The organism is Halobacteriovorax marinus SJ (assembly GCF_000210915.2).
GTDB classification, from domain to species: Bacteria; Bdellovibrionota; Bacteriovoracia; order Bacteriovoracales; family Bacteriovoracaceae; genus Halobacteriovorax; species Halobacteriovorax marinus.
The window spans coordinates 2,692,532-2,706,959 of record NC_016620.1 but is presented as its reverse complement, the minus strand read 5'-3'; the positions used below and the strand labels follow the sequence as shown (position 1 = coordinate 2,706,959).

The window sequence follows — 14,428 nt, the reverse complement described above, 5'->3', positions numbered from 1 at the left end:
GCGTCATATGCCACGATGGCATATGACGCCGAACAACCCTGACGAGGGAGCATGATGCGACCGAGAGAGGGTCTTACATTTTCCAGGATGGAAAAATGATGCTGAGAATCCCAGGCGAGCGCAGGAAGCGCGAGGTCGGGTGTCGCGTTTGGATGCGAAGCTATTTAACCCCCATATTTCAAAGATTTACTTGCAAGCAAACCTGCCATAAGAACTGAAGACGTCGATCTTTATTCCTTTAGAAATCTTAACCTTAAAGTCTCTATTAAAAGTTTAGACTAGTTTTAAACGTGATAATCTTAGTTGATCTAGAAAAACTAAAACATAGTGAAGTTAATGAATGACTGGAGAACTTATAGTATGAAATATTTTTTGATAACATTATTATTTAGTTTTAGCTGCCACGGAGATAATCGAGACCCTGGCGAAATTGTACGACATTTTATTATAAAAGATAGGCTAGAATCTTCTCTTTCTTTTGTTAGAGCTTTTGAGGGAAGAATCTCTCTTTTTACCAATAGAGAGCTTAGGGGGAAGCCTGTAGGCTCCTTTTCAAGTCGAGATATAAAACTTGGAAATGATACAGTTTGCAAGCTAAGTGAGGAGCATTTAAAAGAGAAAGATATCGACCCGTATAGTATGAATTTTCACCGATACGGTAAAAGTCATTTCTGTGATTACAATATTCATAAAGGAAGAATGACAAGTGGAAAGTTAAAGATATATTTCTCAGAGAATAAAGGAGAGGTCTATGGCTTTAAATCTTCTTTAGTAAAAGGTGAAAATACTTATTACTTTAGACTTCCTGGAGAAGTTAAGGCGATTACAGATAGTGTTGAATCCGAAGTTATTTATAAAGGTAAGAGGCTTGCTGTAATTAGGCCATCAGCTAAAGAGATCTTTGAGAAATTTGTTTTAAAAGATGAGAGTATTGTTTCTTATATGGATAGGTTGAAGAAAATAATCAAACAGAAAAATGGTGAACTAATACTTAAGGAAATGAGTAGATGTATTTCTGATAAGAGAAGAAGGGAGAAACATCTAGAGGCAAAAAGAGAGTTTATAAATGAAGGCTTTCCAACAACAAAGAATCGAGAGGAGATATCCTCTGCTATACCTGAAGGTGTGAATTATACATCTTTTCAAGATTATCTAAATAAAGAAGAGGAGAGAATTTTAAATTTATTTAAGGCCGATTCAAAGAACCTTGAAGTGGGTTTAGAGTTTAAGAAAAACAGAATTCGTAGTGTATATCTTCGCCTGAAGATGAGTGCAGGTGCTAGCCTTGTAATAGGTAAGAAAGATGACTCTTGTATCTATCTCTCATCTTTTTTCCCTTGGGCTGTTGATTATGAATTATGGAGATAGCCTACCTTATCCTTAATTTTTCTTGATCTTAAATTTTTCGAATCAACTTCGTTTATAATTTTAGTGAAGCATATTTAACTGGAATTTTAATTGAAGAAAACTCTAATTAGTTTTTCTATATTCATTCTTTTGATCACTCTTTACCGATGTAGAGACTTTATCTACTACACGAGGATGTGGCTAACTTATGAGCCAAAAACTTTTATGGGAAATATGGAGCCATCATTTCCCAATTGGTTCGAAGTTATGTGGTCGTTAAAAGGGCCAGATAGAAATAAGAATGGAATACGTGATGATGTGGAGATTTATATTAATAATGAGTTCAAAGATCTAAATGAGAGCGAATTGATAATGATTTATAATGCAGCTGTGCATTCTCAGTCGGCATTAATTCACAACCCTTCCGAGGAGTATTTAAAGAAGTATTGGTATGACTTAAATATTTTAGTTGAGTGTACTTCCGCTTACTCAAGGTCTTTTCCGAACAATATTTTAAAGTCGCGAGAAATTTATGAAGTGAGTAAAAAGGTGCGAGATAAGGTCCATAATACAGCTTTAAGAAGTAATACGTTGAATACATTTGATAATAATTTTCATATGTGGAGTGGGCTTGTAACTGGAAGTTTAAGAAGCTTTGACCTAGAGATTAGCCTAAGTGAATTTTGTGGCTTTACCGAAGATCAATCTAAAAAAATTAGCACAAAGTTGTTAGAATATAGATTTAAGGGTTATAAAAAATATCAAATTTTTAATTATTTGAAAATGTATGAGGATGAGTACGGGAAAGATAAAAGATATTTATATGAAAAATATCTTAACTAACAAAGATATAGATTATCTCGATAATTAATCCTATTTAAAGATTTGAATTTGCAGTTTTAGAAAAATGTTTAAAGGGAAGTGTTATTGGTTTTCCCTTAATAGTTGGAACCTTAAAGCTTGGGAGTTACCAAAGTGAAGAAACTCGCCTTATTTTTACTGATACTTTGTTCTAACAGTTTTGGTTTTGGTCCTGTTTATGACTGCCAGGAGGATTACTTCTCAGGTACTGTTCTATTGGGAAAGATACCAGAGAGTGTAAAGATAATTGACGTCTACAGTGTTTTATCAGACTTTGAAAAGTTTAATTTATTTTTTGATCCTAAAGGAAGTGACTTACAATTTATCCCAGCAGATGGTTGGACGCTAGGGGGAGGTTGGGATCACAATTCTGATATTACTGCTTATCAATATAAAACCTCAGTAGGGTTTCTCGATAGAAGGAGCTTAAGTATGAAGAGACTCGCAGGGAATCTTCTGGAAGGTCGTAGCCGTAGTGAATACTTTAAGAACTATCCTGACGTTATTTTTAAGAGCGGAGATAGAGTAGTTCGATTTAGATTTAATAAGGTGAATTACTATAATATCTTCTTACCTTATTATATTAAAATTAAAAATTACTTTAAGTATGGAACTATAAATCCTCGGATTTTAAAAAAGAATCCTGATTATGGTTGTTATTCACCTCCTAAACATTTACTTCTCTATGACTTCGTAGATGAATAGATTGCTTCAAGCCTACTAATACTCAATTTTCTCCTGCCTTCTTCAATTCCTTGACGAGTAACACTCGTATAAACTTCATTTATTTTACTAAAAATTAAGCTTTTTTAACCTATAAAAAATTCCTAATGGGTTTATAATGGGCGCAGGTGGTGGTTTAAAGCGCCCCTGTAATCATGACTTTTTTGGAGATAGTATGAAAAAGTTAATTTGGGTATTTTTTGTAATGACTTCTTTTAATGCGATGGCCGCAAAGGGGAGTGTTGTAGAGTGTGAAAATGCCCATGCAAATGGAAGTAAAATCAAGTTGGAGTTTTTAAGCGGAACTGATGCTAAGGCAACAGTGACGACTAAGGAGAGCCAGACTTCTCATTTGCTAGAAGTTGTTTCTAAGTCTAGAGATGGAATCTTCTTTAAAACACAGAAGGGGAACTTGTTAAAGTTGGCTTCTGTTAGTGATTCTATAGAGTTATCTCAGACTGCTAATGCGTTTGACGTGAACTTTGAAACGGCAAATTGTAGTATCTAGAGCTAATGGGTAGGTTTTAACCTACCTAGAGAACTGCAACGAGATCGTCTATAATTATCAAATGAAGATAATTATCGCCCTGTCATTTCTAATATCTATGCCTATTTTTGCTCAAAAAAAGGCACCTTTTTTAAATAAATTAAGATGCACTAATAGCGTTCTGGGAGCCGTCTCCTCATTGGGAGAGCCAAAGGAATGGAAGAAGAACTTAGATGCAAGTGTTAGCTCTGACTTTGAAGGCGGAGGAAGTGTTACAATTGATGTCGAGAAGAGTAAGTCGACTTTGACGTCTAACCAAAATGGGCTCCTCCTTAAACTAGAGTTCTCTGAGCCTGATTGTAAGATGAAAGTCTTGAAGATATCTTCGTCTAGCGGAGGCTTCTTAGACCGAGACTTAGATCAGCTTCTTAAGAAAGAAAAGAGGGGAGTTATTTATCTATGGTCTCCCCACATGTCTCTTTCTGTCTACGAGCTAGTGGAAATGAAGAAATACCTCTCTTCTCTGAAAATTCCGGTGACAATTTTATTGGACCTCAATGCTGATATTGATTTCGCTAATAAATCACTTCAAAAATATGATCTCCCGCTTGAGTACTTAAAGAGAATGAATTCACGCAAATTGGAAAACTTTGGGGCCACGATCCATTATCCAAGTACAATTTTTTATAAGGATGGTGAGTTGGTTAAACGTGTTCCGGGCTTCAATGGGAAGAAGTCACTGCAGGACTTAATTAAGAAATACTTGGGAGAGATTTAATGAAAATAGCTTTAGTTCCAATTCTCCTGCTTTCATTTAATTCAATGGCCCAAGTAGATAAGAATTTATGTAATTTAAATGAAGATAAAATAATTAGAAGAATCACTCCTATGTATACTCCCAATTACTTCTTTAAGACTTCACCTGATGGAAGATATATTTATTATATTGGAGGTCATAAGAATTGGAGATTAGACACTACAAATGGAGAAGAGCTTCTATTGCCAGGTTCAGCTGACCCTGTTCCAAGTATTGATGGGAAGATTATGACGTCAATTAATTGGAGAGTTTCAGGTAGGAAAAATTGGAGCTTGAACCTTATGCCAATGGAGAACTGGGATATTTCCAGGGGATTCTTTGGAAAGATTAATTATGAAAAAGTAACTGTAGATACTAATACTGAAAGAACGTATCAAAGTGTTGGAACGTTAGGTGGAAATAAATACCGTGTCTTAAGCTATGATGAGAGAGCTGCAAGTATTAGTCTTAAAGACTACACTCTTACCAGTAATGGAAGCTTTAGTGCAAATCGTAATGATAACCAACAGAAATTTCCTAATATGAGACTTCCTATGATATCCAAAGATGGTAAGGAATTTGCGAGTCTTGATATAGAAACAAATCAAACTGTTATCTACAGAATTAATGATGATGGAACAGGGGCAAAGGAAATTGAAAGATTAGATTTCCCTTCTGGAAAAGTTGATTTTAGTAATGATCGAAAGAAGCTAGTCTTTCACGTGACGGAGAAGGTTTCACGTTCTGGTCCAAGGTCTTCAGAAGTTCAAATGCCACCTACATTTGATAATAGACATGAAGTTAGAAATGTCTTTGTCTATGATAGGGAGACAAAGTCTATTACCCCAGTAACTCAAAATCAAAGAGGGAATTCTTATTACCCTGTATTCTTAGAAGACGATAAAGTCGTTTATCTTGATCAAACAAGTGGGAAGTTATCTTTTGTAATCAAGGAAGTTCCTAAGGTTGTTCCAAAATCTATTGAGGTTGCAAGAAGCTGTTTTGAAGGGGATGACTTTGATCGCTCTCTAGAAAACCTTGCAGATCTTTGGAAGAGTGTTTGTACTGATTGGACTGGTAATAACTCAGGTGGAAGTAAAGTTATGATGCTTAATATGCCTGATGAGCTATGTAGACAGATTGCCAAGGCCACAGGGGATAGAGAAGTGTCTCTTATGTGTGACGCTCTAAAGAAGTCTGAAATTAAAAGACCTAGAGTTTCAAATACAAAAGATAAGTTCAAAAAGATGGTAAAGGTGAAGTGCATGATTTGCCATCAAGAGAACATTCCATTCTTTGATAAAGAAAAAGTAAAGTCTCACAAAGATGAAATTCTTAAGAGGATAAACTCTAATGACCCTAGTTATAGAATGCCTCTAGGGGGAGAGTTGACTAAGGAAGAGAAGAAGGAATTCACTGAATACTTCAAATCTCTCTAGGAAAGCCGAGCTTTTTGCTCGGTCCTCACTAGGTAAATCCTATCATAGCGAAAATACATAGAAATTTACTTATAATAGAATTATCGAGCTATTTTAGAATCTCGGAGAGCGGATTCAATTAATTTTAAAGAAACTCTCTTATTTTCCGATAGTTAGGGTATAAATACAATCACAAGGAAGATGATTATGGATATAGCATCCATTATTGGTTTGGTTGTAGCAACCGCTGCAATCCTAGGTTCGATTCTCGTCGGTGGGGATCTTGGTATTTTCATTGATGTACCGTCCACACTTGTTGTTGGGCTGGGGCTGATTGGTGTGACCTTCTTTAAATGGCCAATGGAAGTTATAAAGAATATTGTCGCCTTTGCAATGAAGGGATTCTTTTTCTCTCCTAGTGACCCTAAAGATACTATTGAAGAAATTGGAAACTTAGCTGAGACTGCGAGAAGGGAATCAGTTTTCGCTCTAGAAAAAGTACCAATTGATGATCCTTTCTTAAAGAAAGCAATGACATTAGCAGCAGATAATAGACCACCTGAAGTTATTGCTTCGATTCTACAATTAGAAATTGATGCCATGGTGGAGAGACATAAAGTAGGTGCAGATGTTTTCCAAGGTATGGCCGATGACGGTCCTGCGATGGGGATGATCGGGACACTGATTGGTCTTGTACAGATGCTTCAGAACTTATCCGATCCATCAGCTATTGGTCCGGCCATGGCGGTTGCACTCTTAACGACATTCTATGGTGCGATTATTGCCAACGTATTTTGTAACCCAATGAAGAATAAGATCGCTTTTAGATCGAGTCTTGAGGCCACGAAAATGAATATTATTATCGCCGGTACTCTTGGGATTGTTGCAGGTGAGAACCCTCGACTAATTAAAGAGAAGTTAAATGCCTTTCTTCCTCCTGCTCAGAGAGATGGTGGAAATGAAGAGGCGCAGGCAGAATAAGAATAATCGTTATGGAAGACGAGGAATTTTATGGCAGAAGAAGCTGAAAATATTGGTGGAGGAGAAGAGTCTCCTCAAGCCGAAGAAACGAAATGTCCTGAGTGTCCTCCCGGTCTTCCCGGTTGGATGGCCACATTCTCTGACCTTGTAACACTACTACTGACATTCTTTGTTTTACTTCTTTCATTTGCAAAAACTGAAACTGCAAAATATGAAGCGGCCCTAGGTTCTATTAGAGATGCCTTTGGTGGAAATGTTTTAAAGCACGGTGAAGTTATTCAAAGAGGAAAGTCTCCTGATGATTCTCCTACAATGATTGACTCACAAGAGCCTGTTAGACCTTTTCCAATTGATTTTCTCACTATGGAGGGGATATTAGATAAGCATGAAATCAATAGAGAGTCAGACGAAGAATTAAAGACTATGAAAAATGATCTCTATGAATACAACCTCTCTGACTCTGTAAATATCTACGAAATGCCAGAGGGAATAAAGGTTAAAGTAAAAGATAAAATACTCTTTAGATACGGTTCACTTAGGATAGCAAATGAGCAAGTTTCTATTGAAGTTTATACAAGACTAGTTCGTTTACTTACAAATAAGGATTGGTCTGTCTTTGTTCAAGGTTATTCAAGTAGAGGAGAAGTCTCAACTGAAGATGGTAAAAATATGGACGCCTTTGAGTTATCAGCAGCGCGAGCTAGTGCTGTAACCAGATCACTTATAAGAAGAGGTGTGAAGCCAGATCAGATATCGACAGTCTTCTATGGTGATATTAGACCTGAGAATATTCCAGGGAGAAGTCAGACTGAAATTGAAAGGGCCTCTAGGCGAGTTGACTTTATCCTCAGAAAGAGAGATCTAAATACTGAGGGTCATAAGGTCGATGCAAGATAGTAAATTCTGTACATTAAATTCATATAATTCGATTGAAGAGCTCCTAACTAAGGAGCTCTCTTTTTCTAAATCTATAGTAAAGAGGCTCCTAAGCAAAAATTTTTTAAAACGTGGTGTGAATAAAGGCGATGAGCTAAGTTTACCTCTCGATTTATTAAATTATCAATGGGTGAATCCTTCTTATGAAGGGGAGTCAATGATGGTTATAAAGGAAGATGATAATTTTATTGCTATTAATAAGCAGCATGGAATACACGGACATCCTCTAAATTATAGCGAGAGAAATACGGTCGTAAATTTTCTTAGAAATCAGTTCTGCTTAAGTGCTTTCTTAGATGAGAGTAAGAGGGGTGAGTCCAATTTACTCTATAGAATTGATAGAGAGACTAGCGGTCTTATGATTTTTGCAAAGAAGAATTCAATCTATGAGAGTATCAGACAAAACTTTAATCATATGGTTAAAGAGAAGGTGTATCTCGCAGTGGTTGAAGGAGAATTTAATCAAGAGGGAGTCCACAGTCATTACTTGGAGAGCTTTGGTAAGAAGGGAGCTCAAATGCGTGCTGCCAGCTCAGGAGAAGAGAGAGTTTCTATTAAGACCTCTCTCGTTGAATATAATGAGCAGCGAGGTCTCTCTCTTATAAGGATTGAATTGGGACAAGGAGTTCGTCATCAAATTCGTTGTCAGTTAAGTGAAATTGGCTTTCCTATAGTTGGTGATACTCTCTATGGTGGATGTGAGAGTAGTAGACTCTTTCTTCATGCATATGAATATAGAATTGAAGTCGATGATATTCAATTTAGTGCAAAGGCAGAGGTCACAGATTTATTTCTTACTCTCTTTAACTTGAACAGTGGCCTTTAGGTGCTCTTTAATAAGTTGACTCGATTTAATTGTCGCTAATTTAACAATAAACCTTCCCTCAGTAATTGCATTAATCTCAAGCTTATCGTGATTCAGGCGAACGCGAACTATATCAGTTCTCTCAAGACTATCACTCGGTGAGTTCTTAGCAGTTAAGATAAGATCGTTGGCCAGTTCTCGGTACATAATGGCACGTAGGTTTTCAAAACTCTTATATTTGGACTGCTCAATCATCATATTAATGGAGAGGGCGAGGTTATTCCCCTCGCACTTTGAATTCCAATTGGAAGGTATTCTCTTATCAAGCATGACTCTAACCGCTTTACAGGAGCTTGCAGTCATACTCTCTTTTCGAGATTGAAAAATTCCCTTATCTCTTAGTTGAAAAAGAAAGAGGGCCATGAGTAGGAGGCCAACCATTAAAATAGGGTACTTTGTCAGTAATTTCGATGCCATAGACCTATTATGCACTCTTTTTTAATAAAAATCACTAAAGAGGTTTGGGAAAATATCCGACAAGAAAAGTAAGTTATTTAGATTATCTTTTATTAAGGAAACGTTAATGCACAATAACTCACTGATTTTAAAGGAACAATTTTGGACATTTCTAACATGTCTGGAAAACCTCAATGAGCCCATGCCTTTAAAACAATTTTTAGATTTATCAGAAATAGATGAGAACCTCTTCACTGATGCTGTCTCATTCTTACAAAACTTAAATTACTTTGTAGAAGTATCTGAGGTTGCTGGAAGAAATTATATTCATCCTGTTAAGGCCGATCAGATGATCTCAATGCAATTAACTTTCAAAGAGTGGCTTGCGTTCCAGGCACACTTTCCAAAAATGCAAGAGGAGCAGGGAACTGCTCACCATGAAGTCTTGAGTTTGAAATTGTGTGAAGTTGAAAATGAATACTCTGGTCATGATCTTTTTAAAGCGATTGACGATGAAGAGAAGAGATTTCAACTTTTAGAAAACTTAGATTTAAAGCATAAGGACTTTCTAAGAAAAACAGAAGAGGCCATGAGTAGGGAATTCTGTTTGAATATTCAACTTCATGATAAACGCATTATAGATTTCTTTCCTCGTAAGGCCGTATTCCTTGAGGGAGAGTTATGTCTCGTTGGCGAAGACTGCAATGATCGCTGTTTAATCTATTTTAATATATTAGAAATAAAGAAAATAAATGTAGATATTGATACAAATTATTGTCCCAATTTTAGTTCTATAGAGATCAATGACTTTATCTCTGCCGTGCGAGCTATTACGGGACAAGAAGAGAGGCTTGTTCTAAAGATAATCTCATCGGAATCGGTGGATCTTAGACCTGCCTATCAATTCTTAGGTAATCCATATGTCACGACTAACTTAAATGGTGATCTTATATGGGCTGCCTCTGTAGAGCCTTGTGATGAGCTTTTTGAATGGATTCTAAGTATTAAGGATCATGTTGAAATTCTAGACCCAAGTAGTTTAAAGAAAAAATATTTGGAGTACTGTGAAGCTAAGCTTGAATACTTAGAAGACGACTATAAGAAAGCAGGATAATGACAAAGAGAGTTTATCCATGTTAGTTCTAAAATATGGATAAACAATTCTCTAAGAGCTTCTTTCTCATTTCATTTCTTCCAGCGATTGCTTATTGGTATTTAGATGAATATTACCCCGTTCGCGTGGCCATTACAGGTGGACTTGCTCTGGCAATACTTGAGATTGCAGCAGAGAAAATTTTATTTAAACACGTACATACAATCTCAAAAGCAAATTTCTTCTTAATTCTTTTCTTAGGTGGTTTGAGCCTATTAGGTGAGGAAGGTGTATGGTTTCGATTACAGCCGGCTCTCACAGGTATTGGTATCTCTAGCTTTATGTTTTATAGAATAAAAGTTGGGAGAGGTTTACTAGAAGAATTTCTAGAGGGATTACCTTTAAAGTCCAAGCCTCCACTTTTCTTCGTGACTTCGATGGAGAGGCATTTAACATATTACTTCTTTGTAACAGGTCTCTTTATGGCCTATGTTGCAATCTTTGAGAGTGTCGATACTTGGATCTTTTTCAAAACGATTGGCAATTACATACTCTTTGGAGTCTTCTATATTTTCGAAATCTTTTGGAGCAGAAAGTTGGCGAAAGACTATGCTAGAGCCAAGCGAGAAAAAGAAGTTCTCACTTCAACTAAACCTTAGAATTTCGCCTTAGGGTAACTTCCTAAGATTTTTATTGAGCTCGTGTGATCTTTGAGCTTAACCAGACAGTCTCTCACTTTATCATCGTGAATAGAGCCTAGGAAATCTACAAAGAATGTGTACATAAAAGGATTCTCGGGAATAGGGCGCGATTCAATCTTCGTTAAATTCAGTCCAAAGGTTGCAAACTCTTGCAGACATCCAAGAAGTGCACCAGGCTTGTGATTAGTGGAAAAAGCAATACTTGTCTTTTCTAGCTTAAGTCCCTCTGGGATATTTTTCTCTTTTACAAATACTACAAAGCGAGTGAAGTTTGTATTCACCTTTTGAATATCTTCACTGATGATTTCTAAATCATAGTACTGTGCACTTAGTGAGGAACTTATTGTGGCCTCATCTAAAATATTACTTTTAGAAAGTAGCTCACTTGATCCAGCAGTATCAAATTCAGGAATACCCTTAATTTTATTCTTAGTTAGAAAATCATGGCATTGTGCAAGTGCGATAGGATGAGATTTAACATACTTTATATCTTTGAGCTTTACTCCCTTCTTTGCCAGTAGACAGTGATTAATGGGAAGATAGATTTCTCCAATAATAAAGAAGTGGTGTTTAAGTAATAGGTCTACATTTACTGCGACATTTCCAACAATACTATTTTCAACTGGAAGTACACCAATGGCCACGTCATCATCTTCAAGAGCGTTACAAACTTCTTCACTGAGATCAAAGCCTTTGGGCTCTACATCCTTTTTGAAGTACTCTCTAATGGCCATTTCACTATAGGCACCTTTTTTTCCTTGAAAAGCTACTTTCACGACTGGACACTCGCCAATGTTTCTTCAAGAGCGCTCGATAGGGAAGTGCGCATGTTTTTTGCGTGAGGATTGTATTTATTCATATCTTTGAAAAGTTGAACACTATCATTTTCAACAGTCTCTAAAATTTTTAAGAGTCTGCGATATCCTTTTGTATCTATTTCCATTTCTGTGGCATTCATCTCCATAAGTGTTCTACCAATGGTATGAGTGAGGATTAAGGTATTAGCTATTTGTTGATCATGCTCATCAGCTGTCGCCTCAATAACTTTAAGACCGTGTGACTCTAAATAACCTTTTATATTTCTATATCTCTCATCGCTCACTCGCTGTTGGCACAGAACGATTTTACATCCATAAAGACTTTTGGCCGCAGAGTCTGGACCAAACATAGGATGAGTTCCAAGAATTTGAGTATCCTGTGGCAACTTCTCTTCTAAAATTTTCATCGGGTGAATTTTTACTGAACAAACATCTACAACTAAAGTTTCTTTTGAAACGAGTGGTGCTATTTGATCGGCAATTGACTCAATTGCTGAAATGGGAACACAAAGGATAAGAATAGTACTTTTACAAACTTCTTCTAAAGTCCCAACCTTTGAGCCAAGGCTCTCTACTTCTTCTTTGGAGATATTTATATCGTAGCAAATAGTGGTGGCATCTTTTGATAGATTCTTAGTTAACAGCTTACCAAGCCTACCGAAACCGATAATTCCTACTTTCATAAAACTTCTTTCATCCTTTTATGGGCTTCAATAATTTCTTCTCTACTTTGAGCAAATGAGATTCTTAAATGATTTTCTTTTCCAAAGGCAATACCTGGGAGAATAGCAACTTTGGCCTTTTCTAAGATGTAGAGAGACAATTCCTCAGAGTTTTTAAGACCTAATTTCTCAATTGTCTCCGTTACATTTGGAAAGAGATAGAATGCTCCATCTGGCTTTTCTATTGGGAAGAACTCGCTAAAGAGTTGGTGGGCCAGCTTCATTCTAGATTCTAGCTCTTTTGTTAAAATTCTTATGAGTCCAGCATCTAGCCTTAGCGCCTCTAGAGCACCGTATTGAGCAAAGGTACAATTATTACCAGATAAGTGACCTTGTAATTTATTTACATCATCAATAAATGATTTCTCTGCACAGAGGTATCCGATTCTAAAGCCTGTCATACAAAAACTCTTTGAGAATGATTGTACCGTGAGCGTTCTATTGAATGCCTCTTCACTTAGAGAGGATATATTGACGTGCTTTACTTTATTGTAAGTAAGAATTTCGTAGGCTTCATCAGAGACTATCTTTAAATCATATTTAACAGCAAGCTCTACAACTTTATTTAAGCTCTCTTCATTATATACAGCACCTGTTGGATTATTAGGGGTATTAATTAAGATGACCTTTGTCTTATCAGTGATCGCACTCTCAATTGCATTTAAATCGAGTTGGAAGTTATCCAATGTTTCAACAAACTTTGGAACTCCTCCAGCGAGTTTGACTGATTCTGGAAATGTTACCCAATAAGGAGAGGGGATAATAACTTCGTCACCATCGTTAAGGAGTGTTTGAAAAATGAGGTATAAGATATGCTTAGAACCATTTCCTAAAAGAATATGGTCTTTATTTGCATTTAAATTATATTTCTTATTGAGATAGTAGGCGATACCATCTCTTAATTGATCTAGTCCTTGGACTAGGGAGTAACGGGTTTTATTTTCTTTTAGGGCCTTGATTGTAGCTTCTATTATAGGAGCAGGTGTTGCAAAGTCAGGCTCTCCAACATTTAGGCCTATGATATCCTCTCCCTGCTCTTTTAGCTCTGCTATCTTTGCTGAGAGAGAAATACTTTTTGATGGTTCAATGCTTTTTACTCTATTCGAATTTTCCATGTGTTTATTATACACAAGTTTTTATTTTTTGCTGTCAAAGTCATTAACAATTTGGCTTTGAATTCTCACACTTTCACTGTGAATAGTGTCATAAATATCTTTTACAAATGTTTCAGTTAGACCTAAGTCTTTACCAAGGTCGATTCTCTTCTTCATAAGTTCATCCATTCTCTGAATTTGAAGAGGCATGATATTCTTTTCTTTCTTGGCTTCACCAATCTTCTTGATAATTTCAGTTCGAGTTTTTAAGGCCTCTAAAATTTCTTGATCAACTCTATCAACTTGTCCTCGTAAGGCATCTAGTTCTTGTTCAAATGTTCTATCGACTCCAAACTCAGTTCTAAGTGAAAGTCCTTCGATGATAGCTCCAAGAGCTTCTGGAGTTACTTGTTGAGCAGCGTCCGAGAGTGCTTTTGTTGGATCGATATGAGTCTCTACCATTAGACCTTCCATATCAGCATCCATGGCCTTTTGACATACATAAGCTATAAGGTCTCTTTTTCCTGCGATATGACTTGGGTCACAAATGATTGGAAGATCTTGAAACTTACTCTTAAGTTCGATTGGAATTTTCCAAAGAGGGAGGTTTCTATACTTTGAAGTATCTCCAGTTGAAAAACCTCTATGAATGGCCGCAATTTTATTAATTCCTGAACCAGCAATTCTTTCTAGCGCTCCAATCCAAAGGGCCAGATCTTGGTTAACTGGATTTTTTACCATAACGGGGATATTAGTCCCTTTAAGTGCATCGGCAATTTCTTGAACTGCAAATGGAGAAACTGTCGTACGAGCACCAATCCATAGAATATCAACTCCATGCTTAAGAGCAAGTTCTACGTGTTGAGTATTTGCAACTTCTGTAGTTGTAAGTAGACCTGTCTCGGCCTTAACATCAGAGAGCCACTTTAGTCCTTCTTCACCAACACCTTCAAAACAATTAGGTCTTGTTCTTGGCTTCCAAATTCCTGCTCTAAATATTCTTACGTCTGGTATTTTAGCAATTTCCCTTGCTGTCGATAGCATTTGGTCATGACTTTCAGCAGAGCAAGGGCCTGCAATCACCAAAGGCCTTTTAAGGTTTGGTAGCCATTTGTTTAAAGGTAAAAAGTCCATAATTTCTCCGCTATCTGTATTCAATCTACTTACTATAGTTTTCTTTAGTATATTAT

16 protein-coding genes are annotated in these 14,428 nt (G+C 36.5%); 11 read left to right on the top strand and 5 right to left on the bottom strand.

Features of this window, described 5'->3' with window-relative positions:
• Positions 1-360: 360 nt before the first annotated feature.
• From BMS_RS12885 to BMS_RS12845, 9 genes are all read left to right on the top strand, one after another.
• Positions 361-1,368, top strand: coding sequence for a hypothetical protein (locus BMS_RS12885; RefSeq protein ID WP_157868287.1), 1,008 nt, complete (start codon positions 361-363; stop codon positions 1,366-1,368).
• Positions 1,369-1,458: 90 nt separating this feature from the next.
• Positions 1,459-2,190, top strand: a complete 732-nt coding sequence (locus BMS_RS12880; RefSeq protein WP_014245259.1) for a hypothetical protein — start codon at positions 1,459-1,461, stop codon at positions 2,188-2,190.
• A 132-nt stretch (positions 2,191-2,322) separates the two neighbouring features.
• Complete coding sequence (locus BMS_RS12875) at positions 2,323-2,913, top strand: hypothetical protein (RefSeq protein WP_044557605.1); 591 nt, start codon at positions 2,323-2,325, stop codon at positions 2,911-2,913.
• A 193-nt stretch (positions 2,914-3,106) separates the two neighbouring features.
• Positions 3,107-3,439 carry a hypothetical protein gene (locus BMS_RS12870; RefSeq protein ID WP_157868286.1) on the top strand — a complete coding sequence of 111 codons (333 nt, stop codon included), beginning with the start codon at positions 3,107-3,109 and terminating at the stop codon, positions 3,437-3,439.
• 61 nt (positions 3,440-3,500) lie between these two features.
• Positions 3,501-4,196 (top strand): thioredoxin family protein, encoded by a 696-nt coding sequence (locus BMS_RS12865; RefSeq protein WP_014245256.1) that lies wholly within the window; start codon positions 3,501-3,503, stop codon positions 4,194-4,196.
• Positions 4,196-5,653, top strand: a complete 1,458-nt coding sequence (locus BMS_RS12860) for a TolB-like translocation protein (protein ID WP_014245255.1) — start codon at positions 4,196-4,198, stop codon at positions 5,651-5,653. Before BMS_RS12865 ends, BMS_RS12860 begins: the two co-directional genes overlap by 1 nt.
• Before the next feature lie 186 nt (positions 5,654-5,839).
• Positions 5,840-6,613, top strand: coding sequence for a motility protein A (locus tag BMS_RS12855; protein WP_044557603.1), 774 nt, complete (start codon positions 5,840-5,842; stop codon positions 6,611-6,613).
• 30 nt (positions 6,614-6,643) lie between these two features.
• The gene (locus BMS_RS17110; protein ID WP_014245253.1) at positions 6,644-7,510 is read left to right on the top strand and encodes an OmpA/MotB family protein; all 867 of its coding nucleotides are present in this window, start codon (positions 6,644-6,646) and stop codon (positions 7,508-7,510) included.
• Positions 7,500-8,375 carry an RluA family pseudouridine synthase gene (locus BMS_RS12845; protein ID WP_014245252.1) on the top strand — a complete coding sequence of 292 codons (876 nt, stop codon included), beginning with the start codon at positions 7,500-7,502 and terminating at the stop codon, positions 8,373-8,375. The genes BMS_RS17110 and BMS_RS12845 overlap by 11 nt, the downstream gene beginning before the upstream one ends.
• On the opposite strand, the gene BMS_RS12840 is transcribed toward BMS_RS12845, so the two are convergent.
• A complete protein-coding gene (locus BMS_RS12840) occupies positions 8,337-8,831 on the bottom strand; it encodes a hypothetical protein (RefSeq protein ID WP_044557602.1) in 495 nt (164 codons plus the stop codon). The two genes, BMS_RS12845 and BMS_RS12840, sit on opposite strands and share 39 nt — an antisense overlap.
• Positions 8,832-8,937: 106 nt before the next feature.
• Between BMS_RS12840 and BMS_RS12835 the strand changes: the two genes are divergently transcribed.
• Positions 8,938-9,924 carry a WYL domain-containing protein gene (locus BMS_RS12835; protein WP_014245250.1) on the top strand — a complete coding sequence of 329 codons (987 nt, stop codon included), beginning with the start codon at positions 8,938-8,940 and terminating at the stop codon, positions 9,922-9,924.
• Positions 9,925-9,959: 35 nt separating this feature from the next.
• A complete protein-coding gene (locus BMS_RS12830; RefSeq protein WP_014245249.1) occupies positions 9,960-10,562 on the top strand; it encodes a septation protein IspZ in 603 nt (200 codons plus the stop codon).
• Here BMS_RS12830 and pheA read toward each other — a convergent pair.
• The 4 genes from pheA to BMS_RS12810 are packed head-to-tail and all read right to left on the bottom strand — an operon-like array spanning position 10,559 to position 14,372.
• Complete coding sequence (gene pheA, locus BMS_RS12825) at positions 10,559-11,380, bottom strand: prephenate dehydratase (protein ID WP_044557601.1); 822 nt, start codon at positions 11,378-11,380, stop codon at positions 10,559-10,561. The genes BMS_RS12830 and pheA overlap by 4 nt on opposite strands.
• Entirely contained in the window at positions 11,377-12,105 is a 729-nt protein-coding gene (locus BMS_RS12820) for a prephenate dehydrogenase/arogenate dehydrogenase family protein (protein WP_014245247.1), read from the bottom strand. The genes pheA and BMS_RS12820 overlap by 4 nt, the downstream gene beginning before the upstream one ends.
• On the bottom strand, positions 12,102-13,259 hold the full coding sequence (locus BMS_RS12815) for a pyridoxal phosphate-dependent aminotransferase (RefSeq protein ID WP_044557600.1): 1,158 nt from the start codon (positions 13,257-13,259) through the stop codon (positions 12,102-12,104). The genes BMS_RS12820 and BMS_RS12815 overlap by 4 nt, the downstream gene beginning before the upstream one ends.
• A gap of 21 nt (positions 13,260-13,280) precedes the next feature.
• Entirely contained in the window at positions 13,281-14,372 is a 1,092-nt protein-coding gene (locus BMS_RS12810) for a chorismate mutase (RefSeq protein ID WP_014245245.1), read from the bottom strand.
• Between the last annotated feature and the right edge of the window lie 56 nt (positions 14,373-14,428).

What these genes read in the sequence shown, in the direction of transcription:
- BMS_RS12885 (WP_157868287.1), top strand. Translation starts at nt 361, where the DNA reads ATGAAATATTTTTTGATAACATTATTATTTAGTTTTAGCTGCCACGGA.
- BMS_RS12870 (WP_157868286.1), top strand. Translation starts at nt 3,107, where the DNA reads ATGAAAAAGTTAATTTGGGTATTTTTTGTAATGACTTCTTTTAATGCG.
- BMS_RS12865 (WP_014245256.1), top strand. Translation starts at nt 3,501, where the DNA reads ATGAAGATAATTATCGCCCTGTCATTTCTAATATCTATGCCTATTTTT.
- BMS_RS12860 (WP_014245255.1), top strand. Translation starts at nt 4,196, where the DNA reads ATGAAAATAGCTTTAGTTCCAATTCTCCTGCTTTCATTTAATTCAATG.
- BMS_RS12855 (WP_044557603.1), top strand. Translation starts at nt 5,840, where the DNA reads ATGGATATAGCATCCATTATTGGTTTGGTTGTAGCAACCGCTGCAATC.
- BMS_RS17110 (WP_014245253.1), top strand. Translation starts at nt 6,644, where the DNA reads ATGGCAGAAGAAGCTGAAAATATTGGTGGAGGAGAAGAGTCTCCTCAA.
- BMS_RS12845 (WP_014245252.1), top strand. Translation starts at nt 7,500, where the DNA reads ATGCAAGATAGTAAATTCTGTACATTAAATTCATATAATTCGATTGAA.
- BMS_RS12840 (WP_044557602.1), bottom strand. Translation starts at nt 8,831, where the DNA reads ATGGCATCGAAATTACTGACAAAGTACCCTATTTTAATGGTTGGCCTC.
- BMS_RS12835 (WP_014245250.1), top strand. Translation starts at nt 8,938, where the DNA reads ATGCACAATAACTCACTGATTTTAAAGGAACAATTTTGGACATTTCTA.
- BMS_RS12830 (WP_014245249.1), top strand. Translation starts at nt 9,960, where the DNA reads ATGGATAAACAATTCTCTAAGAGCTTCTTTCTCATTTCATTTCTTCCA.
- BMS_RS12820 (WP_014245247.1), bottom strand. Translation starts at nt 12,105, where the DNA reads ATGAAAGTAGGAATTATCGGTTTCGGTAGGCTTGGTAAGCTGTTAACT.
- BMS_RS12815 (WP_044557600.1), bottom strand. Translation starts at nt 13,259, where the DNA reads ATGGAAAATTCGAATAGAGTAAAAAGCATTGAACCATCAAAAAGTATT.
- BMS_RS12810 (WP_014245245.1), bottom strand. Translation starts at nt 14,372, where the DNA reads ATGGACTTTTTACCTTTAAACAAATGGCTACCAAACCTTAAAAGGCCT.